The 24,622-nt window shown below is 60.5% G+C and carries 27 protein-coding genes; 7 read left to right on the forward strand and 20 right to left on the reverse strand.

All coding sequences use genetic code 11. The features are described 5' to 3' along the window. Positions 1-4: 4 nt before the first annotated feature. The 3 genes from ABHF91_RS13330 to ABHF91_RS13340 are packed head-to-tail and all read right to left on the reverse strand — an operon-like array spanning position 5 to position 1,813. Positions 5-310, reverse strand: coding sequence for a lipid asymmetry maintenance protein MlaB (locus ABHF91_RS13330; protein WP_409420751.1), 306 nt, complete (start codon positions 308-310; stop codon positions 5-7). Between the two features lie 9 nt (positions 311-319). Continuing rightward, complete coding sequence (locus ABHF91_RS13335) at positions 320-685, reverse strand: response regulator (RefSeq protein WP_409420752.1); 366 nt, start codon at positions 683-685, stop codon at positions 320-322. 12 nt (positions 686-697) lie between these two features. After that, positions 698-1,813, reverse strand: a complete 1,116-nt coding sequence (locus ABHF91_RS13340; RefSeq protein ID WP_409420753.1) for a methyl-accepting chemotaxis protein — start codon at positions 1,811-1,813, stop codon at positions 698-700. Here ABHF91_RS13340 and ABHF91_RS13345 point away from each other — a divergent pair. Next, complete coding sequence (locus ABHF91_RS13345) at positions 1,812-2,012, forward strand: hypothetical protein (RefSeq protein WP_409420754.1); 201 nt, start codon at positions 1,812-1,814, stop codon at positions 2,010-2,012. The genes ABHF91_RS13340 and ABHF91_RS13345 overlap by 2 nt on opposite strands. A gap of 26 nt (positions 2,013-2,038) precedes the next feature. On the opposite strand, the gene nqrM is transcribed toward ABHF91_RS13345, so the two are convergent. The 10 genes from nqrM to ABHF91_RS13395 form a co-directional block, all read right to left on the reverse strand. Next, on the reverse strand, positions 2,039-2,251 hold the full coding sequence (nqrM, locus tag ABHF91_RS13350) for a (Na+)-NQR maturation NqrM (RefSeq protein ID WP_409420755.1): 213 nt from the start codon (positions 2,249-2,251) through the stop codon (positions 2,039-2,041). Between the two features lie 2 nt (positions 2,252-2,253). Continuing rightward, positions 2,254-3,291 carry an FAD:protein FMN transferase gene (locus ABHF91_RS13355; protein ID WP_409420756.1) on the reverse strand — a complete coding sequence of 346 codons (1,038 nt, stop codon included), beginning with the start codon at positions 3,289-3,291 and terminating at the stop codon, positions 2,254-2,256. 4 nt (positions 3,292-3,295) lie between these two features. Beyond that, entirely contained in the window at positions 3,296-4,522 is a 1,227-nt protein-coding gene (gene nqrF, locus ABHF91_RS13360; RefSeq protein WP_409420757.1) for an NADH:ubiquinone reductase (Na(+)-transporting) subunit F, read from the reverse strand. 23 nt (positions 4,523-4,545) lie between these two features. Then, positions 4,546-5,142 carry an NADH:ubiquinone reductase (Na(+)-transporting) subunit E gene (gene nqrE, locus ABHF91_RS13365; RefSeq protein WP_409420758.1) on the reverse strand — a complete coding sequence of 199 codons (597 nt, stop codon included), beginning with the start codon at positions 5,140-5,142 and terminating at the stop codon, positions 4,546-4,548. Between the two features lie 3 nt (positions 5,143-5,145). Beyond that, positions 5,146-5,778, reverse strand: a complete 633-nt coding sequence (locus ABHF91_RS13370; RefSeq protein ID WP_409420759.1) for an NADH:ubiquinone reductase (Na(+)-transporting) subunit D — start codon at positions 5,776-5,778, stop codon at positions 5,146-5,148. Next, positions 5,771-6,547, reverse strand: a complete 777-nt coding sequence (locus ABHF91_RS13375; protein WP_409420760.1) for a Na(+)-translocating NADH-quinone reductase subunit C — start codon at positions 6,545-6,547, stop codon at positions 5,771-5,773. The genes ABHF91_RS13370 and ABHF91_RS13375 overlap by 8 nt, the downstream gene beginning before the upstream one ends. Next, positions 6,534-7,778 carry an NADH:ubiquinone reductase (Na(+)-transporting) subunit B gene (locus ABHF91_RS13380; protein ID WP_409420761.1) on the reverse strand — a complete coding sequence of 415 codons (1,245 nt, stop codon included), beginning with the start codon at positions 7,776-7,778 and terminating at the stop codon, positions 6,534-6,536. The genes ABHF91_RS13375 and ABHF91_RS13380 overlap by 14 nt, the downstream gene beginning before the upstream one ends. Before the next feature lie 2 nt (positions 7,779-7,780). Beyond that, positions 7,781-9,124 carry a Na(+)-translocating NADH-quinone reductase subunit A gene (locus ABHF91_RS13385; RefSeq protein WP_409423124.1) on the reverse strand — a complete coding sequence of 448 codons (1,344 nt, stop codon included), beginning with the start codon at positions 9,122-9,124 and terminating at the stop codon, positions 7,781-7,783. A gap of 437 nt (positions 9,125-9,561) precedes the next feature. Continuing rightward, on the reverse strand, positions 9,562-9,876 hold the full coding sequence (locus ABHF91_RS13390; RefSeq protein WP_409420762.1) for a BolA family protein: 315 nt from the start codon (positions 9,874-9,876) through the stop codon (positions 9,562-9,564). A gap of 10 nt (positions 9,877-9,886) precedes the next feature. Further along, positions 9,887-10,477 (reverse strand): alpha-ketoglutarate-dependent dioxygenase AlkB family protein, encoded by a 591-nt coding sequence (locus ABHF91_RS13395; protein WP_409420763.1) that lies wholly within the window; start codon positions 10,475-10,477, stop codon positions 9,887-9,889. Positions 10,478-10,544: 67 nt separating this feature from the next. Here ABHF91_RS13395 and ABHF91_RS13400 point away from each other — a divergent pair, with 67 nt between their 5' ends. Genes ABHF91_RS13400 through ABHF91_RS13410 form a run of 3 tightly spaced genes read left to right on the forward strand, consistent with a single transcriptional unit; the run spans position 10,545 to position 12,800 of the window. Next, the gene (locus ABHF91_RS13400) at positions 10,545-11,672 is read left to right on the forward strand and encodes a methyltransferase (RefSeq protein ID WP_409420764.1); all 1,128 of its coding nucleotides are present in this window, start codon (positions 10,545-10,547) and stop codon (positions 11,670-11,672) included. A 10-nt stretch (positions 11,673-11,682) separates the two neighbouring features. Further along, positions 11,683-12,246: a YajG family lipoprotein gene (locus tag ABHF91_RS13405; RefSeq protein WP_409420765.1), complete on the forward strand. Its 564-nt coding sequence runs from the start codon at positions 11,683-11,685 to the stop codon at positions 12,244-12,246. 2 nt (positions 12,247-12,248) lie between these two features. Beyond that, positions 12,249-12,800, forward strand: a complete 552-nt coding sequence (locus tag ABHF91_RS13410) for a peptidylprolyl isomerase (RefSeq protein WP_409420766.1) — start codon at positions 12,249-12,251, stop codon at positions 12,798-12,800. A 57-nt stretch (positions 12,801-12,857) separates the two neighbouring features. On the opposite strand, the gene ABHF91_RS13415 is transcribed toward ABHF91_RS13410, so the two are convergent. Next, positions 12,858-14,138: an AmpG family muropeptide MFS transporter gene (locus tag ABHF91_RS13415; RefSeq protein WP_409420767.1), complete on the reverse strand. Its 1,281-nt coding sequence runs from the start codon at positions 14,136-14,138 to the stop codon at positions 12,858-12,860. Between the two features lie 275 nt (positions 14,139-14,413). Between ABHF91_RS13415 and ABHF91_RS13420 the strand changes: the two genes are divergently transcribed. Next, positions 14,414-15,229 (forward strand): outer membrane protein OmpK, encoded by an 816-nt coding sequence (locus tag ABHF91_RS13420; protein WP_409420768.1) that lies wholly within the window; start codon positions 14,414-14,416, stop codon positions 15,227-15,229. 50 nt (positions 15,230-15,279) lie between these two features. On the opposite strand, the gene ABHF91_RS13425 is transcribed toward ABHF91_RS13420, so the two are convergent. Then, entirely contained in the window at positions 15,280-16,608 is a 1,329-nt protein-coding gene (locus ABHF91_RS13425; protein WP_409420458.1) for an IS4 family transposase, read from the reverse strand. Between the two features lie 117 nt (positions 16,609-16,725). Then, on the reverse strand, positions 16,726-17,208 hold the full coding sequence (locus tag ABHF91_RS13430) for a YajQ family cyclic di-GMP-binding protein (protein WP_409420769.1): 483 nt from the start codon (positions 17,206-17,208) through the stop codon (positions 16,726-16,728). Between the two features lie 166 nt (positions 17,209-17,374). Between ABHF91_RS13430 and ABHF91_RS13435 the strand changes: the two genes are divergently transcribed. Then, positions 17,375-18,286, forward strand: a complete 912-nt coding sequence (locus ABHF91_RS13435; RefSeq protein ID WP_409420770.1) for a ketopantoate reductase family protein — start codon at positions 17,375-17,377, stop codon at positions 18,284-18,286. Beyond that, positions 18,279-18,848: a DJ-1 family glyoxalase III gene (locus ABHF91_RS13440; RefSeq protein ID WP_409420771.1), complete on the forward strand. Its 570-nt coding sequence runs from the start codon at positions 18,279-18,281 to the stop codon at positions 18,846-18,848. Before ABHF91_RS13435 ends, ABHF91_RS13440 begins: the two co-directional genes overlap by 8 nt. An 83-nt stretch (positions 18,849-18,931) precedes the next feature. On the opposite strand, the gene ABHF91_RS13445 is transcribed toward ABHF91_RS13440, so the two are convergent. The 4 genes from ABHF91_RS13445 to thiI all read right to left on the reverse strand — a co-directional run bounded on the left by ABHF91_RS13445 (position 18,932) and on the right by thiI (position 24,556). After that, the gene (locus ABHF91_RS13445; protein WP_409420772.1) at positions 18,932-19,453 is read right to left on the reverse strand and encodes an MltR family transcriptional regulator; all 522 of its coding nucleotides are present in this window, start codon (positions 19,451-19,453) and stop codon (positions 18,932-18,934) included. A 53-nt stretch (positions 19,454-19,506) separates the two neighbouring features. After that, positions 19,507-20,667 (reverse strand): mannitol-1-phosphate 5-dehydrogenase, encoded by a 1,161-nt coding sequence (locus ABHF91_RS13450; protein WP_409420773.1) that lies wholly within the window; start codon positions 20,665-20,667, stop codon positions 19,507-19,509. Between the two features lie 54 nt (positions 20,668-20,721). Next, positions 20,722-22,623 (reverse strand): PTS mannitol transporter subunit IICBA, encoded by a 1,902-nt coding sequence (locus tag ABHF91_RS13455; RefSeq protein ID WP_409420774.1) that lies wholly within the window; start codon positions 22,621-22,623, stop codon positions 20,722-20,724. Positions 22,624-23,095: 472 nt separating this feature from the next. Next, a complete protein-coding gene (gene thiI / locus ABHF91_RS13460) occupies positions 23,096-24,556 on the reverse strand; it encodes a tRNA uracil 4-sulfurtransferase ThiI (RefSeq protein WP_409420775.1) in 1,461 nt (486 codons plus the stop codon). Positions 24,557-24,622 lie beyond the last annotated feature (66 nt).

A 24,622-nucleotide genomic window follows, 5' to 3' on the forward strand; every position in this document is an offset into this window, starting at 1 on the left:
CCCCTTAATGATGCGACAACACTATGTCGTCCCCGAAGAAGGGAACCAGCTGGTAGAGGTCAAACATCTCAATCACCGCCGGCGAGTGATTGATCAAGATTAACGCCTCCCCCAGCCACTGACGCATGGCCATCAACAGCTGAACCCCAGCCGTATCCAGCTCCTCCACCGCCCCCAAATCCACCGTTAGCGCGGTCAGTGGCGGCTGTGGCTGGTTCAGCAGACTCTGCAGCTGGCCAACCTCATAGATGGTCAGGGCGCCCATCAGCTGCAGAGCACTCCCCTCCTGATTGAATGCGATATCCAGCATGCCGCCTCCCTACATCACCAATTTTTGGACGGCGGCCAGCAGCTGGACCGGCTGGAAGGGCTTCACGATCCAGGCCCGGGCACCGGCCGCCTGGCCCTCCTGCTTCTTGGCCTCCTGGCTCTCGGTGGTCAACATGACCACGGGGGTGAACTTGTGCTCCGGCCTGCTCTTGAGGGTACGCAAGAAGGTGATGCCATCCATGATGGGCATGTTCACGTCGCTGATGATCAGATTGACCCGCTGGCCGCTGAGTTTGTTGAGGGCATCCTGGCCATCACAGGCATCGATGACGCCATAGCCTTCGGACACCAGGGTCGCCTTGACCAGTTGCCGAATGGAAAGGGAGTCATCGACGATCAAAATGGTCTTGCTCATTGCATCTTCCCCTTAGAAGAAAGTCACATCGGCACTGGCACTGCTGCCGACTCGGGCCCGCCCATGATGCTCTTCATCCGTGGTAAATCGTTGTCGAAAGCGCTGCTCCCAGGCATGGCTATCCAGTTCGCTTGGCTCCCAACTGGCCAGATCCTCTTGGACCTGGCCGATGTCGGACTCCACATGCTCGAGGATCTGGCAGACCCTGTCCTGAAACTGCAGCTTGACCATGATCTGGCTGATGGCCTCTTCACTCGCCAAAGAGAGTCCCCGCAGACGCAGCCCCGCATCCTGCAACTCATCCACCTCCTGACCCAATCGGGCAGTGACCTCGCTGGCGGTATGGTCCAGCAGGCTCAAGTTTTTCTCGTCAGTCCGTGCCAGGTTGTCCGAGGCGGCTATGGTGGCCTCGATGGCCCGGGTGAGCCCTTCGACCTTGAGATCGATCTCCCGCCCCGTCTCCCCTGACGCACCAGACAGATGACGCACCTCGTCGGCCACCACGGCAAAGCCGCGTCCCGCCTCGCCGGCACGGGCCGCCTCAATGGCGGCATTCAGGGCCAGTAGGTTGGTTTGACTGGCCAGCTTCTGTACCGAGGCGGCCATGGCCTTCAGCTCGTTCAGTTGCGCCCCCAACGCCGAGACGGTTTCCTGTAATTCCTGCTTGTAGACCCGAGCCTGGTGAAAGGAGTCGATCACGGCACCGAGCTGTTCCCGGGTCTGCAGCAGCACCTGGGTGATGGAGTGGGCATCGTCCTGCTCGCTGAACAGTGCCGCACTGGTGCGGTTCTCCTCCCGCAACCGCCCCATAAGCAGTTCGAACGGCGCCAGCAACTCCTCTATGTTGCTCTGAACCAGTTCACCCACCACCTTCAGCTGCCGCTCCCAGGCGGCAAACAGCGGTAACAACTGACGCCGAGTAACAGCCCAAGGCTCTTCTTCCGCCACCGCATCCACCGCGGCCTCGTCAGCCGCCGCTTGCTCCTGGTGCGCCGCCTTTCGCAGCCGGATGACCTGATAGAGCTGCAGCAGCAGAGCGAAGCCCACCAGCAGTTGGCCGGTCCAGTTCGGCGCCCACCACAGCAGTGGGCAGGCCAGTGCCAGCAGCGACAGGACGAGATAGCTCATGATGCAGAACCTCCGGCAGCAGACGTTAAACAGGGGGAGCAAGAAGAAGCTTAGGAGAGCCATACTGGCCTCGATGAGCGGACCGCAAGGAAGTGTGATTCGGGTCACCCATCTTGAAGTAATGCAGAAAATGGATATTTTTCACGCCATGACTCCTGTCAGAAATGACAGGGGGCATAAAAAAAGAGGCATCGTTTGATGCCTCTTCTTCGGTGCTAATCAGATTCAGAGAATGCGATTCTCGTCTCTAAGCGCCTGTTCTGCCATTTTTTTCTTGCGCTTTTCGCAGGGCTCCGGGCAATCGCAGACCTTCTCGATCCCAACCCCGGACAAGCCACCACAAGAGCCGCTGATGGTGCGTCGCTTGATGATGTAACCGATGGCCATCACGGCAAACATCAGCAAGAAACCCAACAGGGTGATCAGGAAATAAGCCATCCTCAGCGCTCCAAATAGGGCGCGAAGGCATCGGAATAGTCCTCTTTAAAGCCGTCCGCCGTCTTGGTGATCATGAAGATGGCCAGATGATGTGCCTTGGCAAAGGCCAACCCCTTCTCCGTCCCCAGCACCATCAGCGCCGTAGCCAAGCCGTCGGCGGTCATGCACTCGGGCGCCACCACGGTGACGGACACCAGCTTGTGGTTGATAGGCTTGCCGCTGACCGGATCTATGGTATGGGACAGGCGCTGGCCATCCAGCTCGTAGTAGTTGCGGTAATCCCCCGAGGTGGCGATGCCCATGTCACCGACCTTGATCACCTCCTGTACCGAGCCCAGGTCCGCCGTTGGCTTCTCGATGGCCACCCGCCAATCCTGGCCCTCACCGTTATGGCCCTTGACCCGCAGTTCACCGCCAATCTCCACCAGGTAGTTTCGACTGCCCAGGGATTCGATGTAGCTCGCCACCTGATCCACGCCATAGCCCTTGGCGATGGATGACAAGTCCAGGTACAGGCCCGGGATGTCTTTGCGCAGGGTATCGGCATCGGCATTGATCTCCACATGCAAATTGCCCAGCCCGGTGCGCTTGCGCACCTCAGCCAACTGCGCCTCATCCGGCATCTTGGTGGGTCTATGATCCGGCCCGAAGCCCCACAGGTTGACCAGGGGGCCCACAGTGATATCCAGGGCACCACCGGTCAGGCGACCTATGTGGACCGCCTCGGTCACCACCTTGGCCACATCCGGCTCCACGGTGAAGGGCGTCAACTCCTCAAACTGGTTGAAGCGCGACAGGGTCGACTGGGGCCGGTAGGTGGACATCAGATCGTTGACCCGCTCCAGCCGCTTATCCACCTCGGCCTGAAAGGCCTTGGCATCCGGCACCACGCCGTCGGCCACCTTGATGGAATAGTAAGTCCCCATGGTGTTGCCGGTAATGTGCAGTTCCTGGCTCACCCCATCGGACTGGCCGTTGCAACCCGCCAATAAAAAAGCCAGCCCACACAGGGCCAGCATTTTGCTTACAACTGATTTCATGACATCAACCACCGAAGTCATCCAACAGGATATTTTCGTCCTCAACCCCGAGATCCTTGAGCATCTTGATCACGGCCGCGTTCATCACCGGCGGGCCACACATGTAGAACTCACAGTCTTCCGGTGCGGCATGATCGCGCAAGTAGTGCTCGTAGAGCACATTGTGAATGAAGCCGGTATGGCCGGTCCAGTTATCCTCGGGCAGCGGATCGCTCAGCGCCACATGCCAGGTGAAATTGGGGCACTCGGCCGCCAGGCGATCGAAGTCCTCCACGTAGAACATCTCGCGCTTGGAGCGGGCACCATACCAGAAACTGATCTTGCGCTGACTGGCCAGCCGCTTGAGCTGATCGAAGATGTGGGAGCGCATGGGTGCCATGCCGGCACCCCCGCCGATAAACACCATCTCGGACTCGGTCTGCTTGGCAAAAAACTCACCAAACGGCCCTGAAATCGTGACCTTGTCACCGGGCTTCAGCGACCAGATATAGGAGGACATCTGGCCCGGCGGCACCGTCATGTTGTTCAGCGGCGGCGTGGCAATCCGCACGTTCAGCATGATGAGGCCCTTCTCATCGGGATAGTTAGCCATGGAGTAGGCCCGGATGATGTGGTCGTTGACCTTGGACTCCAGGTCGAACAGCTTGAAGCGTTCCCAGTCACCTCGGTACTCCTGGGGGACATCGTAATCGGCATAGCGCACATGGTGTGGCTCGGCCTCGATCTGGATGTAACCGCCGGCCCGGAAGGGCACCGCCTCGCCATCCGGGATCGCCAGCTTGAGCTCCTTGATGAAGGTGGCCACGTTATCGTTGGAGATGACGGTACATTCCCACTTCTTCACCCCGAAGATCTCCTCGGGCAGTTCGATCTGCATGTCCTGCCGTACCGTGACCTGGCAGGCCAGCCGTTCACCCTGGCGCGCCTCGCGCTTGGTCAGGTGGTTGAGCTCGGTGGGCAGCACCTCACCGCCACCGGCCAACACTTTGCAGCGACATTGGCCACAGGAGCCCCCCCCTCCACAGGCGGAGGAGACAAAGATACCATTGGCAGCCAAGGCCCCCAGCAGCTTACCGCCTGCCGGCGTGTGGATCGCCTTGTCGTCCTCGCCATTGATGCCGATGGTGACATCGCCGGCCGCCACCAGCTTGGACTTGGCCATCAGGATCAGCACCACCAGCACCAGCACGATGACGGTGAACATCACCACCCCAAGAATCATCTCTTGCATTGTGAAATCCTCTTACCGCACCGTTACAGGGAAATACCGGAGAAGGACATGAAGCCCAGGGCCATGAGGCCGGCGGTGATGAAGGTGATCCCCAACCCCCGCAGGCCGGCCGGCACGTCGGAATACTTCAGCTTTTCCCGGATCCCCGCCAGCAGCACTATGGCCAGACACCAGCTAAAGCCCGATCCCAGGCCATACACCACCGACTCGGTGAAGTCGTACTCCCGCTGAACCATGAAGGAGACACCGCCAAAGATGGCGCAGTTCACCGTGATGAGGGGCAGGAAGATGCCCAGGGCGGTGTAGAGCGCTGGGACATACTTATCGAGGAACATCTCCAGGATCTGCACCAGGGCGGCGATCACCCCGATATAGGTGATAAAGCCCAGGAAGGAGAGATCCATGCCCTGCAACAGGGCATTTTCCTTCAGCACGTGAGTGTAGATCAGGTTGTTGGCCGGCACCGCAATCACCTGGACCACGGTGACGGCAATCCCCAGCCCCATGGCGGTCTTCACCTTCTTGGACACCGCCAGGAAGGTACACATGCCCAGGAAGAAGGAGAGGGCCAGGTTTTCGATAAAGATGGACTTAACCAGCAGGCTCAGATAATGCTCCATGGCTTACTCCTTGGGCTCTTGCTGTGCCGGCTTAAGGGTGCGCAGCACCCAGATAAACAGGCCGATGAGGAAGAAGGCACTGGGGGGCATCAGCAACAGGCCGTTGGGGATGTACCAGCCACCGTTGTTGACGGTGGTCACCAGCGGGATACCAAACCAGCTGCCGGAACCGAAAATCTCCCGCACCGTGCCCAGCATCAGCAGGATGAAGCCGTAGCCCAGGCCATTGCCGATACCGTCCAGGAAGGAGATGAACGGCGGGCTCTTCATGGCGAAGGCCTCGGCGCGTCCCATCACGATACAGTTGGTGATGATGAGGCCGACAAACACGGACAACTGCTTGGACAACTCATAGGAGAAGGCCCGCAGCAGCTGATCCACCACAATAACCAGGGAGGCAATGATGGCCATCTGGGCGATGATCCGCACACTGTTGGGGATGTGATTGCGGATCATGGAGATGAACAGGTTGGAGAACGCCGTGACCGCCGTCACCGCCAGGGCCATGACAAAGGCCGTCTCCATCTTGCTGGTCACCGCCAGGGCAGAACAGATACCCAGCACCTGCAGGGCGATGGGGTTGTTGCCAAACACCGGGCCGAACAACACCTTTTTAACGGTCAGTTTCTCAGCCATGACTCAATACTCCTTTACGCAGTTCGCTGAGGAAGGGGCCATAGCCCTTGGGACCCATCCAGAAGGAGATGGTGTGTTGCACCCCCTTGCTGGTGAGGGTGGCGCCGGAGAGACCATCCACCTTGAAGTGATCGCTCGCCTCGGCATGCCCCTTGATGATGGTCAACGCCATCTGGCCATCCTCGTCATACAGCTCCTTGCCCTTCCACAAGGCCTGCCAGCGCGGGTTCTCCACCTCGCCACCCAGGCCCGGGGTCTCACCATGGTCGTAATAGGTGATGCCCTGGACTGTGTTGCCATCGGTAGCGATGGCGATGAAGGCATACATGGTGGACCAGAGGCCCTGACCGTAGATGGGCAGGATCACGCTCTGCACCTGGCCCTGCTCATCCCGGGACAGATACACGGGCGCCAGCTTGGCCCGGCGACGAATGCCGGCCACATCCTCCTCGGGAGTGAGGGCGACACTGGTGGCGGGATCCTTGGCGGCGCGGCGCAGATCGTAACTGTCCGCCTCCTTGACCTCGACGAAGCGACCGCTGTCCAGGTCCACCAGGCGCGCCTCGATGCGCTGCTGATAGGTCTTGGCAATGCTGTCGGTGGGCAGACCGGCCACCGTCAGTATGTTCACCTGGCGATCCCGCGCCTTGGCGGCATCCTGCAAGGGACGCAAGCCCACGGCCGCGCCGGAGACCAGGATGGAACAGACCAGACACAGGCCGCCGATGACGGTGAAGGTCTTGCCGATTGAGTCGTTATTTTGCGCCACGGGCAATCCTCCGCTTGATGTTGGCCTGGGCCACGAAGTAATCGAACAGGGGAGCGAACAGGTTGGCGAACAAGATGGCCAACATCATCCCCTCGGGGAAGGCGGGGTTTACCACCCGGATCAGCACCACCATGACGCCGATCAGAGCCCCGTACCACCAACGCCCGGCATTGGTAAAGGAGGCCGACACAGGATCCGTGGCCATGAAGGCCATGCCGAAGGCAAAGCCCCCCAGCACCAGGTGCCAGTACCAGGGCATGGCAAACATGGCGTTGGTTTCGGAGCCGATCAGGTTGAACAGGGTGGACATCACCACCATCCCCAGCATGACGCCGGCGATGATGCGCCAGGAGGCGATGCCCATGTAGACGATCAGGGCCATGCCCAGCAGTATCATCAGGGTCGAGCCTTCGCCGATGGACCCCGGCAGATTACCCAGGAAGGCATCCATCCAGCTGATGGCCTGGCCGCTGGCGCTGTTGATCAGGGCATGCTGACCACCCGCCGCCCACTGGCTCAGGGCCGTGGCACCGGAGAAGCCATCCACCGCCGTCCATACCGCATCCCCGGACAGCTGAGCCGGATAGGCGAAGAACAGGAAGGCCCGGCCGGCCAGGGCCGGGTTCATGAAGTTCTTGCCGGTGCCGCCAAACACCTCCTTGGCCACCACCACACCGAAGGTGATGCCCATGGCGGCCTGCCACAGGGGCAGGGTCGGCGGGACTATCATTGCAAACAGGATGGAGGTGACGAAGAAGCCCTCGTTCACCTCGTGCTTGCGCACGATGCAGAACAGCACCTCCCAGAAACCGCCCACCGCAAAGACGGTGATATAGATGGGCAGGAAGTACATGGCCCCCAGCAACATCTTGCTGTAGACCCCCGCCTCGGCACCGAAGCCACCCCCCAGCGCCTGGGTCAGGGCATAGCGCCAGTTACCCTCGATGACGGCGACCAGCTGCTGGGCATCGTACTGGTGGGCCAAGGCCATCATGGCCTGGTTGCCCGCGTTGAACAGGCCCCAGAACAGCGCCGGGAAGACCGACAGCCACACCATGATCATGATGCGTTTGAGATCCACGCCATCCCGCACATGGGGACTGGTCCGGGTCACGGTGCCCGGGGTATACATCAAGGTGGCGAAGGCTTCGTACAACGGGAACCACTTGGCAAGTTTGCCGCCCGAGGTGAAGTTCGGCTCGATTTTTTCTAACCAGTGTTTGAGGCTCATCCTTACCCTTCCTGTTCAATCTTGGTCAGACAGCGGCGCAACAAGGGACCATATTCGGTCTTGCCCGGACAGACAAACGAACAGAGAGCCAGATCTTCTTCATCCAGCTCCAGACAGCCCAGCTGCTGGGCACTGTCGGTGTCCCCCACCACCAGATCCCGCAACAGCAGGGTCGGCAGTATGTCCAGGGGCATCACCTTCTCGTAGTTGCCGATGGGGACCATGGCCCGGTCGCTGCCATTGCTGCTGGTGTTGAAGGCGAAGCGCTTGCCCTTGAACAGGTGGCCCAGAAAGGCACGGGTGATGGAAAAGGTGTCGCCCCCCGGCATGGCCCAGCCCAACAACGCTTTGTCACGGCCCTCTCCCAGCACGGAAATCTGCAGGTGGTAACGCCCCAGAAAATCCAGATCCCCCACGCAAGGGGTACCGGTCAGCACGGAGCCCGACAGCACACGATGCTCATCGGCCCGCAGCTGGCCGTCCAGCACCTCGCTGACCCTGGCCCCCAGGTTGGTCCGGAGCAGCCGCGGCTTCAGCACATTGGGACCGCCCAGCGCCACCACCCGTTCGGCATACAGTTCGCCCTTGACGAACAGGTGACCGATGGCGATGACATCCTGGTAGTTGACGGTCCAGACACTCTTGTGGGCCCCCACCGGCTCCAGGAAGTGGATATGGGTCCCCGCCAGACCGGCCGGGTGCGGCCCGACAAACACCGCCTCCTCCACCCGCTCCAGCTTGGTATGGGGTAGACTGCCCTCGCCCTTACAGATATACACCTTGCCGGTGGTCAAACGACTGAGCACCGCCAGACCGTCCAGAAATGCCGCCGGCTGCTGATTGATGATAATGGCGGGGTCGGCACAAAGCGGCTGGGTATCGATGGCGGTGACGAAGATGGCGGTCGGCTCGGCCTTCACCCCGGGGATCTTGCTAAACGGGCGGGTGCGCAGGGCAGTCCACAGACCGGAGACCTGCAACTGCTCACGCACCACCTCAGCGTCAAGACGCGCCAGGCTGTCGCTAGCATGACGCGGGAAGGTCAAGGCCGGCACGGACTCATCGACCTTGATCACCAGGGAACGCAACACGCGGCGCTCACCGCGGTTGATGGCAGAGACGACGCCAGAGGCCGGCGCGGTGAAGCGCACCCCGGGGTTTTTCTTGTCTTCAAACAGCAATTGGCCCTTGTTGACCACATCACCGACCTGCACCGCCATGGTGGGTCGCATTCCCAGGTACTCTTCCCCCAGAAGCGCCACCTCGGAAACGGCCGGGCCATCGTAGATTACTTGCTCAGGAACTCCCGTGATGGGGAGATCGAGTCCTTTCTTTATCGTAATCATAGTCATCAGCACTAATAGTTAAGGTGATCAGACGCGGTGCCCCCAGGGGCACCTCTATGACATCTCGGACAACTCGCCGGCTGTTAGGCTAAAAAAACACCGCAAATCATCGACATGCCGCAAAACACGCATGGCTCCATCCTACCATCATTCCGCGGAGCCCTCCCAAGTCAGGAACCAGGTTTTGCCCTGGCCATCACAAAAAAACTAAGCCTATTTCAATCAGATGAAAACGTTCACCCAGTCAAAAAACCCTGTATTACGCCCACATTTCAGGCATGGGCTAGCGATGGCAACAGAGCCAGACATTAGTTAATCTAATCAACAAGAAAGCAAACAGCGCAAATCCACCATAATGAATCCATGTTAATCAAAGAGTTAATACTCGTCGTCATGACAATCAGTCAGTCATCTCGGTAACAATTCGATAAATATTTTTACCGAATACCAACCTTGCTGACACAAGACGGCGTCTTGGGCGCCCCCTGTCGTGCCAGCCACTCCTCCGGGGTATAGGTGTGCAGCGCCAGGGCATGCACGGGCCCCGCCAGCAGATCCGCCAGCAAGGCGTTGATCTTCTGATGCCGGGCCAGCAGCCGCAGACCGGTGAACTGACTGCTCACCACCACCAGCTTGAAATGACTCTCGGCGCCCGGTTCGCTCCTGTGCATATGGCTCTCGTTTTCCACCGACAGGTGCTGGGGGGCCAGCTCGGTTTGTATGCGTTGCTGAATGAGACTCTGCACTGTCATGAAGGCACTCCTAGGCAGGGGAAGAATAGAGGTAACGGAATGTCAGGTTGATCCGCTCGGCACAGGGGCGACGGGTCTTGGGGAGGGCATGCAGCCAATGGTGCTGCAAGGCGCCCGCCATCACCAGCAAACTGCCGGCCGGCAGTGCCAGCGCCAGTCGCTCACCGCCATCCTTATGCTTGAGCAAAAACCGCCGCGTCTGCCCCAGACTCAAGGAGGCGATCACAGGATCGCGCCCCAGCTCGGGTTCGTCATCGGCGTGCCAGCCCATGCCATCCTGACCATCGCGGTAGCGGTTCAGCAGGAGGCCGTTAAAACGCCGACCTGCCTGCTGCTCACAGGCCTGCCAAAGCGGCTTGAGCCAGTCCGGCGGCGGACAGGCCGACAGGGTCAATCCGGAATAACGATAGTCCAGGGTGCCAAACCAGGCCACCAGGCGGGGCTGGTCGACCCAGCGGCCAAACAGCCGTATGGCCTGCTGTCGCCAGGGGATCTGCTCGGTCAGCCGTTGCTGCCAAGTCTCGGCCTCCGCCGGCGCAAGAAAATCGGGATACCAATATAAGCGGCCGTCCCGCAGGGTATTTGCCCCGTTTGCCAGCATGCGGCTCCCACTGGTGTATTCCGGGATGACGGGTAGAATAGCGCTATTTTAAGCGATTGGAAGTGATATGAGCCTGATGGAGCTGGCCGGCCAACCTTGGCGGCTGGAGCGTTATCCACCCGGTGGCGACCCCAGCCTGCAGGCCTGGGAGGCGGCGGACGAATACCTGATGCAGGTGCTGGCGCAGACACCGCCGCCCCCCGGCCCCCTGTTGATCTTCAACGATGGCTTTGGCGCCCTGGGCTGCTGGTTGCACGCACGGGCCCCCTTGAGCATCAGTGACTCCTTCCTGGCCCAGGAGGCGGCGCGCCGCAACTGGCAGGCCAACGGGCTGGCGCCCGAGCAGCTGCAGCAGCAGGACAGCCTGGCGCCGCTGCCGGCCGCACCGGCCTGTGTGCTGATCAAGATCCCCAAGACCCTGGCCCTGCTGGAGCACCAGTTGGCCGCCCTGCGCACCGTGGTCACCCCCCAAACCCGGATCCTGGCCGCCGCCAAGGCACGGGATATCCATAGTTCTACCCTGGCGCTGTTCGAGCGCTATCTGGGCCCCACCCACACCAGCCTGGCCTGGAAGAAGGCCCGCCTCATCCATTGTGAGTTGGATCCGGCCCTGGCCCCCCAGGCCGCCCCCTACCCCACCGTCTGGCCGCTGGAGGAGACGGATTACCGCATCCTCAACCATGCCAACGTCTTCTCCCGCGGCAGTCTGGATATCGGCGCGCGCTTCTTCCTGGCCCATCTGCCGGGCAACCGCCTGGGCACCATCGCCGATCTGGGCTGTGGCAACGGCGTCTTGGGGCTCATGGCCCTGGCCCGCAACCCCGAGGCCGAGCTGTTGTTCGTCGATGAGTCCCACATGGCCCTGGCGTCGGCCCGGGAAAACGTCACGGCCAATCGCCCCCAGGATCTGGCACGCTGCCAGTTCCGACTGGGCAACTGTCTGGCGGGCGTCGCCCCTGGCAGCCTGGCCACAGTGCTGTGCAACCCGCCGTTCCACCAGCAACAGGCCATCACGGATCACATCGCCGAGCAGATGATCCGGGACGCCCACCGCAGCCTAGCCAAAGGCGGCGAGTTGTGGTTGATCGGCAACCGCCACCTGGGGTATCACCACAGGCTGAAGCGGCAATTTGGCCAGGTCGAGACCGTGGCCAGCCAACCCAAATTTGTTCTGTTACGTGCCATCAAACCTTAAAGGAGTCGTTATGCGTGCATCTGCATTATTGGTGCTGTCCCTGCTGTTGGGTGGCTGTGCCGCCAGTTGGCCGGAGCAGGCAAGCCTCAACCCCCAGGTGGCCCAACAAGCGGCCGGCCTCTATCAGGGCCAGAGCCTGAGTCTGCAAGCCCAGGACAAGCGGCTGGCCAGCCAGGTGATCACCATCAAGTTAGACGGCGAACCGGAAGTCCGGGTCCCCAATCAGGTGGCGCCGGCCGAGCTGCTGCGCCAGAAGCTGGAGCAGGGTTTTGCCAAGCAGGGCCTGAGTCAGGGGGGCATGGACAGCCCGGAGATGACCCTCATCATCAACGCCCTGGAGGCCCAGGTCACCAAACCTGGTCTGCTGTACAAGACCCGGACCCAGCTGCAGATCAAGCTGGAACTGCGGCATAATGGCCTCTATCTGGGCAAGTCCTTCGGCAAGAACAGTTCGGAGGATAGCGCCACCCGCCCGGACGTACCCGGCCTGGAGAAGACCCTCAACCAACAGCTGGCTGCCCTGCTTGATCAGGTGCTGACCGACCAGGAAATCCGTAGCTTCATCAAGGGGTAATCATGAAAAACAGCCTAATACTCGCCTTGCTCTTGTGCCTGCCCTCCCTGACCTGGGCCGGCACCAAGGTGGCCTTTGACACCAGCGAGGGCCGCATCCTGGTGGAACTGGAAGACGAACTGGCCCCCGTGACCGTCGGCAATTTCCTGCACTATGTGCAGGACGGCAGCTACAACGACAGCCTGTTCCACCGGGTGATCAAGGGCTTCGTGGTGCAAGGCGGCGGCTATCGGGAAGATGGCAGCCCCCTGCCCAACCTGGCCCCCATCAGTAACGAATCGAAGAATGGCCTGTCCAACCTCAGGGGCACCCTGGCCATGGCCCGCACCGCGGCGCCCCACAGCGCCACCCGCCAATTCTTCTTCAACCTGGTGGATAACACCCGGCTGGATGGCGGTAGCCAATGGGGCTACGCGGTATTTGGCAAGGTGATAGAAGGGCTGCCGGTGCTGGATGCCATCGCCGCCCACCCCACAGGCTACAACGCCAAGCTGGGGGCCAACGATGTGCCGCAGGATCCCGTGGTACTCAAGTCGGTGACCGTCGTGCCCTAAGGCGGCCCGCCACCCTGCAGCAGATCAGATACAGGCGCCCCCGGGCGCCTGTGTCATTTATGGCGCAGGACGCTCAGGCGACGCCCCCTGCCAGGGGGCCACCTTGAACAACAGCAGCATGCCCGGCACCGCCAACAGGGTGCAGAGCAAGAAGAAGGGTTGCCAGCCCAGGGATTCGGCCAGGTAGCCGGTGCTGGCGTTGAAGAAGGTGCGGGGCACCGCCGCCAGGCTGGTGAACAGGGCAAACTGGGTGGCGGTGTAGCGCGGATCCGTGGTGCGGGCGATGAAGGCGGTGAAGGCCGCCGTGCCCAGGCCCACCCCCAGGGCCTCGGCGCCGATCACCAGTCCCAGGGCATAGGCGCTGGGCGGCTCGCTCGCCAGCCAGGCGAAGCCCAGTATGGTCAGCAGCTGCACCAGGCCAAACAGCCACAAGGCCCGGTTGATGCCCAGCTTCACCATCCACAGCCCCCCCAGCATGGCGCCGATGACGCAAGGCCAGAGGCCGGCGTTCTTGGCCACCAGGCCGATCATGGTCTTGCTGTAGCCCAGATCGAGGTAGAAGGGGGTCGCCAGGGCGGTGGCCATGCTGTCCCCCAGCTTGTACAGAAAGATAAACCCAAGGATATACAAGGCATTGCTCCAGCCCTGCCGGCTGATGAATTCGTGAAACGGCTCCACCACCGCCTGGCGCAGCGTCTGGGGCACCCGGGCCAGCTGCGGCTCCTTCACCAGCAACGTCAGGGCGATGCCCGGCAGCATAAACAGGGCGGTCAGGGCGAAGACCAGCGCCCAGGGCAGGTGATCCGCCAGGATCAGGGAGACGGCCCCCGGCACCAGGCCGGCGATGCGGTAGGCGTTGACGTGCACCGCCGTGCCCAGGCCCAGCTCCTCATCGGTGAGGATCTCCCGCCGATAGGCATCCAGCACTATGTCCTGACTGGCGCTGAACAGGGCCACGGCCCCGGCCAGCAGGGCGATGAGCCGCAGGGAGGGCCCCTCGTCGGGCACTATCAGCCCCAGCAGGGCGATCCCCCCCATGAGCAACAGCTGGCTCAGCAGCATCCAACCCCGGCGCCGTCCCATGCCCAGCACGGACCAGCGATCCATCAAGGGGGACCAGAGGAACTTCCAGGTGTAGGGGAACTGGATGATGGAGAAGAGGCCGATGAGCGCCAGATCCACCCCCTCACTCTTCAACCAGGCCGGCACCAGGTTGATGAGCAGGTAGAGGGGCAGGCCGGAGCTAAAGCCGGTAAACACACAGATCAGCATGCGCCGATTGCACAGGGGCTGCAGCGGGCCCAGCCAGCGGGAGCACGCAGAAGAAGAGGTCGGCATAGGATCGGGCTCTAGAGGGCCAAAAGCCGCTACCTTATCCCAAAGCCGCCGGGGGCACCATGACCCGCCCCGGGCCGGCGCGGAAATCGTTTGAGCAAAAAGTCGCCCAATGAATCCCAGCTTCGTTCCGGATGTTGAAAAAAGCAGCACGCAAACGAATTTCTGTCACATTTTTGCTTCTCTGAGACCCGGATCACGCATAAAATTCCCTCGCCCTGAACAGCTCCTGAACAGGGTGCTACGGAATCCAACAAAACGAATAAAAGAGAGACATCATGGCCAATTTCATCAAATCTGCGTGGGCTGCTGCAGTCTTGACTGCTGCCTGCTCCACCACCAGCTATGCCGCCGACTACAGCGACGATCTGCACAAGAATGACTACAAGTGGATGCAGTTCAACCTGATGCATACCATCGATCAGCTGCCCTACACCCGTTCCGAAGGTGGTTACAACGACACCTATTTCGAAATGGAATTCGGTGGCCGCTCCGGCATGTGGCAACTGTACGGCTACGTTGACGTGTTCGACGTGCTGAACGATCGTCACGACGACAAGCATCACGGCGACAACCTGTACATGAAGTTCGCCCCCCGTCTGTCCCTGGACGCCCTGACCGGCAAGGATCTCTCCTTCGGTCCGGTGCAGGAAGTGTACATCGCCAACCTGAACAGCATCGGTGGTCCGGACGGCCTGTTCGAGACCTTCATCGGTCTGGGCTCCGACGTGGATGTGCCCTGGCTGGGCACAGTCGGCGCCAACCTGTACGCCCGTCACGTGAACGAAGGCGGTGGCGGCAACACCACCGGCTGGAACGGCTATCAGATCTCCATGAACTGGTTCAAGCCCTTCTATACCTTCTCAAACGGCACCTTCGTGGCCTACCAGGGTTACCTGGACTACATGTTCGACGCCAAGGACAGCTCCACCGACGGCAGCGACATGTTCAACGGTATCTACTGGCACTCCGACCGCTTCGCGGTGGGCTACGGTCTGAAGTACTTCAACGACATCTATGGTCTGCAAAACGGCATCTACGGCCTGAAGACCACGGGTTTCGGTCACTACTTCGACGTGACCTACAAGTTCTAAGCGCTTATCGCGCAACGAAAAACCGGAGCCCTGGCTCTAATGCCAGTCAGTTAAGCCTGACTGGCATTGTTTTTACTAGGTTTTCTCGTCGCATACTTCTGTGGTTTGGCTTTGACACACCTGGGATAACTTCGTTCTCGGCGGGCAGGTAACTTGAACTGCTCCGCCTGTTTGTCCATGTCGGCGACGCGGGCTGGAATATTCCCCGGTGATACGAACGGCAGGCAACTGAGCTCATGCAGCAGATACACCGATGCCATGTGAAAGCTCAGCTGGCTGGCCGTATAGCCTTTTAAGCTCGCCGCCATTCTAACCATCTGATATCTCAGCAGGTTATAGGCCAATACCAAGCCCCATAGCTCCTGCCTTACTCCATCGGGTTTCTTGCTGCGCAGCGTCAGCCTGTGCTGTTGCAGGCTCTGTTTCATCTCCCGATAGCCCAGCTCGATTTCCCAGCGATTCTGGTATAGCTCCATCAACTCGCTGGCCGGGAAGCGCATCGGGTCGGTTAGCGACGTCAGCACCTGGCGCTCCTTGCCATTCACCGTCCGGGTCAGCAGCCGGGCTTCGAGCTGCTCCGGTAACTCGCTCCACTTCTTCTTAGCCTGCGGACTGGCGGTGAGCCGTACCAGCGCATCCTGCCGCCCCAGCTTGCGGATGACCTCGTATTGCGTGCCCTTTTTCAGCGGAATAAGCCAGTGACGCGCCACGCCCTGGCATTGCCAGGCGTGTAGCAATCCCAGTGAGTAGAAGCCCTTATCGAACAGGGTCAGGCTGTTATCGGGTGTTTTTTCAATGAGTTGCTCTGCCAGCACCATCTCGTTCACCGCACAGGAGTCCATCACGGTCTGAGTCAGCAGGTGACTGGTCAGCTCCATCTGACACAGCATGCGTACCTGGGGATACTGCGTCTCGCCCTGGCCGGTTTTCGACTTGGCAAAGGCACCGGCATTGTCCTGGGTATCGGGGGTGCGCCAGACCACCCCATCGACGGCCAGCAGCTGCAAGCCGGCCCAGGTTGGGTGCTGACACTGCTGATGCCAGAGCGTAGCGGTCTGCTGGAACACCTGTTGAACGGCTCGGTCAGCCAGTTTTTGGCGCGCCTGGATGAAGGCACTGGGAACGACGAATGGCCGGTCGCCGGGTAACAGGATATCGAGCTGGTTGGCCAATTGGGTCATGGGGACGTGACGAAACAAGGACATACCGATAATGGCCCACAGCACCCGCTCCATGGGCATGCGCCGTCGACGCAGGGAGACCGAGCCTGTCTTGGCCAGGCAGGCCTGCACCAGTTCAGGTGACAGCAGGTCAGACAGGGACTCAAATTTTCCGGGAGGACAGGCGTGAATGAAGTCGAGAGCTTGGTCGATGCGCATAAAAAATCCGAAACCCAACAAGGAGTTTCGGATTTTTACACAGCCTGAGGATCGGTCAATGGATCCTTAACTGATCGGCATTAGAGCCCTGGCTCCGGTTTTTTTTTGACGACAGGCTTAGTCGCGGAAGTTGGTGAACTGAAACGGCTGCCCCAGCTCGGCACCGCGGATCAGGGCGATGACCTCCTGCAGATCGTCGCGCTTCTTGCCGGTGACCCGCACCTCATCCCCCTGGATGGCGGCCTGCACCTTGGCCTTGGAGTCCTTGATCAGCTTCACCAGCTTCTTGGCCATCTCCTTGTCGATGCCCTGCCGGATGGACAGCGTCTGGAAGTAACGACGACCGGAATGCTCCGGCTCGCCGGCCTCCAGGCAGGACGCCTCTAGATTGCGCTTGATCAGCTTGTCCCGCAGTATGTCCAGCATCTGCTTGAGCTGAAAATCCGCATCGGCCGCCAGCTTGATCTCCTCCTTGGTCAACTCGAAGGAGGCCTCCACGCCGCGGAAGTCGAAGCGGGTCTGCAGCTCGCGATTGGCATTGTCCACCGCGTTCTGCACTTCGTTCATGGCAACTTCGGAAACGATATCGAAAGAGGGCATTTTCCTTATCCTGTCGGTTTTATAGGTTGGCGGCTAATCTAGCATAAAGCGGTCACAGTCCGAAGTCTGGCGCAGCGTCCGCCATGGCATCCCGGCAGCAGATCCATTATGGTCTGGGGGACAGACAGGGCGCCGCGCCGAGCGCCAGGGGAGAAACGAGGTCACCATGGAAAGCTTACGCAATTGGACCATTTTGGGGTGTGGCGCCATCGGCGGCATGATGGCCGGGCTGCTGTCCCGCGCCGGTCACCAGGTCAGCCTGCTGCGTACCGACCAGGAGCAGGTGACCCTGCCCATCATACTGCGCTTCGAGGATCTGGACGGTCAGATCCACCAGGTGGAGCCCGACTTCCTGCTGCCCAAGGATGCCGACAACATCAGCCTGCTGCTGGTCACCACCAAGGCCTATCAGGTGGCCCCGGCCCTGACGCCCCTGATCAACCGGCTGCCCACCCATACCCCCATACTGTTGCTGCATAACGGCATGGGTACCGAGGCCTGGGTGAAGGCACACTTCCCCGACAACCCGCTGCTCATCGGCATCACCAGCAATGGCGCCCTGCTGGTGGCGCCGGAGCATATCCGCCATACCGGCCCAGGCGAGACCTGGATCGGCGCTGCCAACCCGGCGGCAGAGCGGTGCCGTGGGCTGGTGGATCTGCTGGCCCAGGCCCTGCCCCATGCTGCCTGGAGCGAGCAGATCCATCGCCAGCAGTGGACCAAGCTGGTGATCAATGCGGTGATCAACCCCCTCACCGCCCTCCATAACATTCCTAACGGCGAGCTGATTGCCTTCCAGGCCGACATCCAGGCCCTGTGCCGGGAACTGCTGCCCCTGCTGGCCCAGCTGGGCTTCAGCGCGCCGGAAAAATACTGGGTGGACAAGGTGCTGCAGGTGGCCAGCCTCACCGCCAGCAATTACTCCTCCATGCACCAGGATCTGGCCCGGGGCCGCCCCAGCGAGATCGACGCCATGACAGGTTTCCTGCTGGCGGAGGCCCGACGCCTGGATCTGAGCCTGCCCACCCACCAAGCCCTCTACGACAAGATCAAAGCCAAGGAGAACAGCCATGAGTAAACAGGCCCTGGTGGTCCTCGCCCCCGGATGTGAAGAACTCGAAGCGGTCACCAGCATAGACGTACTGGTGCGGGGCGGCGTCAAGGTGACGGTGGCCTCGGTCTGCCCGGATGGCCAGCTGCAGATCCGCGCCTCTCGCGGCGTGCAGCTGGTGGCCGACTGCCCGCTGAGGGATGTGGCGGATCAGCCTTTCGATCTCATCCTGCTGCCCGGCGGCCTGCCCGGCGCCGAACACCTCCGAGATACTCCCTTGCTCATCGATCTGCTCAAGGCCCAGGCCCAGCGCAGGGCCTGGCGGGCCGCCATCTGTGCCGCCCCCGCCCTGGTGCTGGCTCATCACGACCTCATCGGCAGCGCCCAGGTCACCGGCTATCCGGGTACCGAAGGCGCACTGGGCGCTGCCTATCGGGATCAGGCCGTGGTGGTGGATGAAGCCAACAAGCTCATCACCAGCAAAGGGCCCGGTACCGCCATGCAGTTTGGCCTGGCTGCCGTAGCCGCCTTGCAGGGTGATGCCGTGGCGGATCAGGTGGCCGCCGGCCTGCTGGTGAGTCGTCACTGACCGGCTCCACCGCAACACAGCCCGATAAAAAAAGGAGCCGACATCCTCGGATGGCGGCTCCTGGTCTTTTAGCGGGCCAATGGCTAGATGGGACTCTCCTTGGCCAACTCCAATACCAAAGCGGATACACACAACAACAGGCTGGAGCGCACCATCTGATCCTGACGCTCCTGCTGCATGGCCAGCAGCAGGGGATCGGCGGCGGTCGAGCCTGGCAGCTCGGGCAGGCCCAACGGCGGCAGGCCATGTAGCTCCTGCAGGCGCGCCAGCAGCGCCGGATCGGCAAACCGATAATCCTGACGACTCTCGCACAGCCAGTCCTGCAGCCGGATAAACAGCTCCAGATCCTGATAGGTGCTGAGGGAGATCATCCCCAGCCCCAGCAACAACTTGAGCCGTACCGGTAACTCGGACAAGGGTCCCTGACGGTTGAGCAGCGGCTCGATGGCATACTTCACCGCATAGTCATCCTGGCGGAAGGCGGACCGGATCAGGTGCTCCACCCCATCGGTGATGACAGCCACCGTTTCCATAAAGAAGCCTCTGGGATGCGTTAGCGCCGCCAATCGCTCCAGAACTTCGTCTTCTTTCGTTACGTCAGTCATCGATAGATTACGTGGTTGATGGGCTACGCTGCGGCAATGCCTAGCCCGGGACTTTAGGCCGGAACCTGACCGCTTAGGGCCTGATAGCGCTGCACTATCTTGGCTGCTTCGGCGCTGTCGGCCGCCAGGCCAGTGGCCCGGCACAAGGCCTCCAGCACGCCGAACTCGGCAATCCAGCCCTGCAGCTCCACCGCCTGGGGATCCGCAGCATTACGATAGCAAAGCGCGGCAGCCATCCCCTCCAGCAGGGCATCATTCGGAAGATTGTACTCAAGGGTGCCTAGCAACGGTTTGGTCAGACGATCCTGCGGCCCGAGTTTACGCAACGGCTGGCGACCAACCCGTTCGATCTCATCCACCAGGTAGGGGTTGGCGAAGCGCCCCAGGATCTTCTCGATGTAGGCGCCGTGCAGCTGACGATCGAAGCCATAGCGCCGCACCAGCACCTCGCCGCTTTGCTCCATGGCCCGCTTCACAGTCTGACGGATCTGGAGATCGCCGATGGCCTCACGTATGGTCTGGTAACCCGCCAGGTTGCCCAGGTAGGCGGTGACGATATGCCCTGTGTTGAGGGTGAACAGCTTGCGCTCCACAAAGGCAATCAGGTTATCGGTCAATTCCATGCCAGCCATCTTGGGGATATCCCCTTTAAACTGGGTTTGATCCACAATCCATTCGCTAAAGCTTTCTACCGTCACTTCCAAAGGATCATCTTTTGTTGCCGCAGGAGGTACGATGCGATCCACAGCTGAATCAACAAAGCCGACGCACTGCTCAAGCTTGGCATGATAACTGTCCGGCAGATGTTGCAGGACAAACCCCTTCAGCTGAGAAGTCCCTCGCACCATGTTCTCGCAGGCAATGATATTCATCGGGCGTTCATCCCCTTGCTCAAAACGCAGTTGCAGACCCTTGGCCAGGGTTCCGGCAATCTTTTCCAGCACCTGGGGACCTACGGCTGTGGTAATGAGATCGGCTTGACGGATTTCATCAACAACAGCCGGGCTGGTGGCATCAACGGCACGGATCCCGGCGATCACATCCACCTGGTGCTCCTCACCTACCACATTGACCCGATACTCCTTGGCCTGGTTCAGCATATCGACCAAGGACTTGTTTGCATCGGCAAATACCAATTCAGCGCCTGACTCGGCCAGCAGCTTTCCGATGAATCCACGACCAATATTGCCGGCACCAAAATGTAAGGCTCTCATATATGACTCCATAAAAAAAGAAGAGGGCCTGGTGCAAAGCACCAGGCCTGAGGATCACGCGGCACGCTTGCCGCTGAGAAGATCAAGGACGAAGTGCAGATCCTGGGTGGTGGCCAACTGCTCAATGATCTGAGGATCATCAAGCGCATTGGTGAGATTGCTGATCACATGGATATGCTCATCATTGCGGGCAGCGATGCCGATGACCAAGCGGGCGACCATGTCTTCCTCTTCACCAAAACGAACCCCTTCCGGGTATTGGCAAACGACGATACCCGTCCGCTTCACCTTGTCCTTGGCATCGATGGTGCCGTGGGGCACGGCGATGGACTCACCCAAATAGGTGGACACCAGTTGTTCCCGCGCCAGCATGGCATCGACATAACCCGGCTCAACAAACCCGCCGTCTACCAGCATCTGTCCGGCCAAACGAATGGCTGTCTCCTTGTCATCCGCCTTGAGACCGAGACGAATATTACTTGGCTCCAGCTGAAACAGGTGGGTATCAGGCACAGCAGAGACGGCCTGTGGTGCCGGAGCTGAGGCCTGGCTGTCATTGGCAGCTGCCAACTCCTGGACCAGATTCTGATACAAGGCATTATCCAGGAAGTTGCTCAGGGAAATATGGCGGGCATGAGGCGCGTGGCGACGTGCACGGTCCGTCAGATCCCGGTGAGTAATCACCAGATCGGCCGACTCGTCCAGGTTGTTGATAGCCAGGTTCGTCACCTCGATAGGCAGACCGGCATCCTGCACTTTCTTACGCAACATGCTGGCACCCATGGCACTGGAGCCCATGCCGGCGTCACAAGCTACAATGATGCGCTTGATGGCGCTCATGTCAGCAGGAACTGCACCACCTTGCCCCTTGGAGCTGGCTTTCATCTCCTTCATCTTGCGCGTGGCATCATCCAGATCGTCGCTATGGTGCTCCGCCGGCTTATGAGCGCGGACAAAGATGGACGCTACGACGAAGGAAACACAGGTTGCCGCGAAGATGGAAGCCAGCACCCCCATCAGGGAAGACTTGGGCGTCATCAGCAGCACGGCGAAGATGGAGCCGGGTGATGCAGGAGAAACGAGGCCGGCATCGAACACCGTCAGCGTGAACACACCCGTCATGCCCCCGGCGATCACCGCCAGGATCAGGCGCGGGTTCATCAGCACGTAGGGGAAGTAAATTTCATGGATCCCCCCCAGGAAGTGGATGATGGAGGCACCGGCGGCGGACTGCTTGGCATTGCCACGACCGAACATCATGTAAGCCAGCAACACGCCGAGGCCCGGGCCCGGGTTGGCTTCAATCAGGAAGAACAGAGACTTGCCATGATCGGTGGCCTGCTGAATACCCAGGGGTGAGAAGATGCCGTGGTTGATGGCGTTGTTGAGGAACAGGATCTTGGCCGGTTCGACGAAGATGGAGGTCAGCGGCAGCAGGTGATTGTCCACCAGGATGCCAACACCGCCGGCCAACAGAGTAGACAGGACCTTGACGAAGGGGCCGATAAGGTAGAAGGCCACTATGGCCAGCAACATGCCCAAAATACCGGCGGAGAAGTTGTTCACCAGCATCTCGAAACCGGATTTCACCTTGCCGTCGATGGCACGGTCAAAGCGCTTGATAGCCAAACCACCCAGCGGACCTGCAATCATGGCCCCCATGAACATGGGGATGTCGGTGCCGACGATCACCCCCATGGTGGTGACAGCCCCGACGATGCCGCCGCGCTCACCACCCACCAGCTTACCGCCAGTGAAACCGATCAGCAGGGGCAACAGATAGGTAATCATGGGCCCCACCATCTTGGCCAGCGTCTCGTTGGGCAGCCAGCCGGTGGGAATAAACAGTGCGGTCAGGAAGCCCCAGGCGATAAAGGCCCCTATATTTGGCATGACCATGTTGGACAGGAAGCGGCCAAAATTCTGTATCTTGACCTTGGTATCAGGTGATAGCATATCGACACCCCGTTTGACGCATCAGTTGAATGGTTGAGTGGCGAGGACCTGGTTTTGCCGAACCGGTCACCTCGTTGGTTGCTGCACAGTCAATCTACCACTCTCCCTGAAACGCTGCTGAAAACGGTTTTTTTTTGGGATTTCCATCACCTTTCCCCCGCCTTGCCTCGCCGCCGAGAGTGACACCCGTCACGCTTTGCTGTGAAGATTCCGTTATCAAACGGCTTAAATGGCATCTTTTTGTGACAGCCGTCACGCAGGCACTCGGCATCACCCCGCCTGGGATGCGTGATCTGGGTCACGGTTACGATAAATGTACTCTTTTGAGGCTGAATAGGGATGAAGCCGCACCTAGGCAAATGAAATCCTCGGCTTTCATACCGGTAAAACTCCCTGTGGTATGCGCCCAGGCCAAGAGGTCGAAGCCATAAAAAAGGGGCGCAGCGCGCCCCTTTGCAACCTGGCTCTCAGGTCATGCATCCTGACGGTAGACCTTGACGTTCTGGAAGCCCTGCTCCTTCAGGTAGAGGGCCTGCAACTTGCTCATGACCCCCTTCTGGCAATAGAGCAGATAGGTGCGGCTCTGATCCAGATCGCCGAACTGGGTGGCCAGCTTGTAGAAGGGCAGGTGCAACACCTCATGACCGTCCACGGCGAAAGGCCGCTCCTCCTGCTCGTCCGGCGAGCGGATATCCAGGATCACATCGGCCACGGACAGCGCCTGCACCGTCTCCACCTCCTGCACCTCGGCCTGGGTCTCCTCGCCGATCTGGCGGATATCCAGGTAGACGGCGTCCTTCACCACCTGCTCCAGCACGCCGAAGTCGAACTTGGCCTCCTCTTCCAGCACCCGCTCCATCCGCGCCTTGACGGTGGGCTTCTTGGAGATGACACCGCAGTATTCCGGCATGGTCTCGGCAAACTCCAGGGTACCGATCCGGCGGGCGGTGTCGATGATGTCCTGCTTGTCGGAGACGATGAGCGGCCGCAGTATCAGGGTCTCGGTGACGCTGTCGATGACGCTGAGGTTGGTCAGGGTCTGGGAGGAGACCTGGCCCACGCTCTCACCGGTGACCAGGGCCTCGATGCCCAGGTCGGCGGCCACCGTCGAGGCGGCGCGCATCATCATCCGCTTCAAGATCACCCCCATGTGGGAGTCTTCCACCTTCTCCAGGATTTCCCCCACTACAGGCTCAAACGGCACAGAGACGAAACGCACCCGGTGGGAGGCGCCAAACTTGTTCCACAGGTAGTAGGCCACCTGCTTGACGCCCACCTCGTGGGCCCGGCCCCCCAGGTTGAAGAAGCAGAAATAGACCCGGCAACCGCGCTTCATGAACTGATAGGAGGAGACGCCGGAGTCGAAGCCGCCGGAGATGAGGCTCAGCACCTTCTCCTGGGTGGAGAGCGGATAGCCGCCGAGCCCAGGATGGATGGCGCTCACCAGATAGAGGCGGTCGTTCTCCACCTCCAGGTTGATCAGCATCTGCGGGTTCTTCAGCTTGACCCCGCCGGTGGCAAAGTTCTGATTGAGGCCGCCGCCCACATAGCGCTCGATCTCGATGGAGGTGAACTCGTGCTGGCCCTTGCGCTTGACCCGCACACAGAAACTCTTGTCGGCCAACTGCGGGCCATACACGGGGGCCGTGGCCTCGTAGATGTCATGCAGGGTGGCGAAGCGATGCTCCTGCACCTCCAGGATCTGCTGGATGCCCGGGGTGCACTTGAGGCACTCCACCACGGCGGCGTGGAGCTTGGCATCGCCGTCGTCACAAGAGACCACCATCTTGTCCCAGTCGTTGCGCACCCGCGCCTCCACCCCAACGCGGCGCAGCACGTTGCGGATATTGCCCTGCAGCACCTTGCACATGCGCTGACGGACCGACTTGCTCTTGATGGTGATTTCCGGGAACAACTTAATGATGAATTTCATGGCAACTCTTTTGCTTTCACTGGCGTTGGGAGCAGTGGCGGTGCGAACCGCCAGGGCACGGCTGAC

The organism is Pseudaeromonas aegiceratis, from assembly GCF_046254905.1.
Lineage (GTDB): Bacteria > Pseudomonadota > Gammaproteobacteria > Enterobacterales > Aeromonadaceae > Pseudaeromonas > Pseudaeromonas aegiceratis.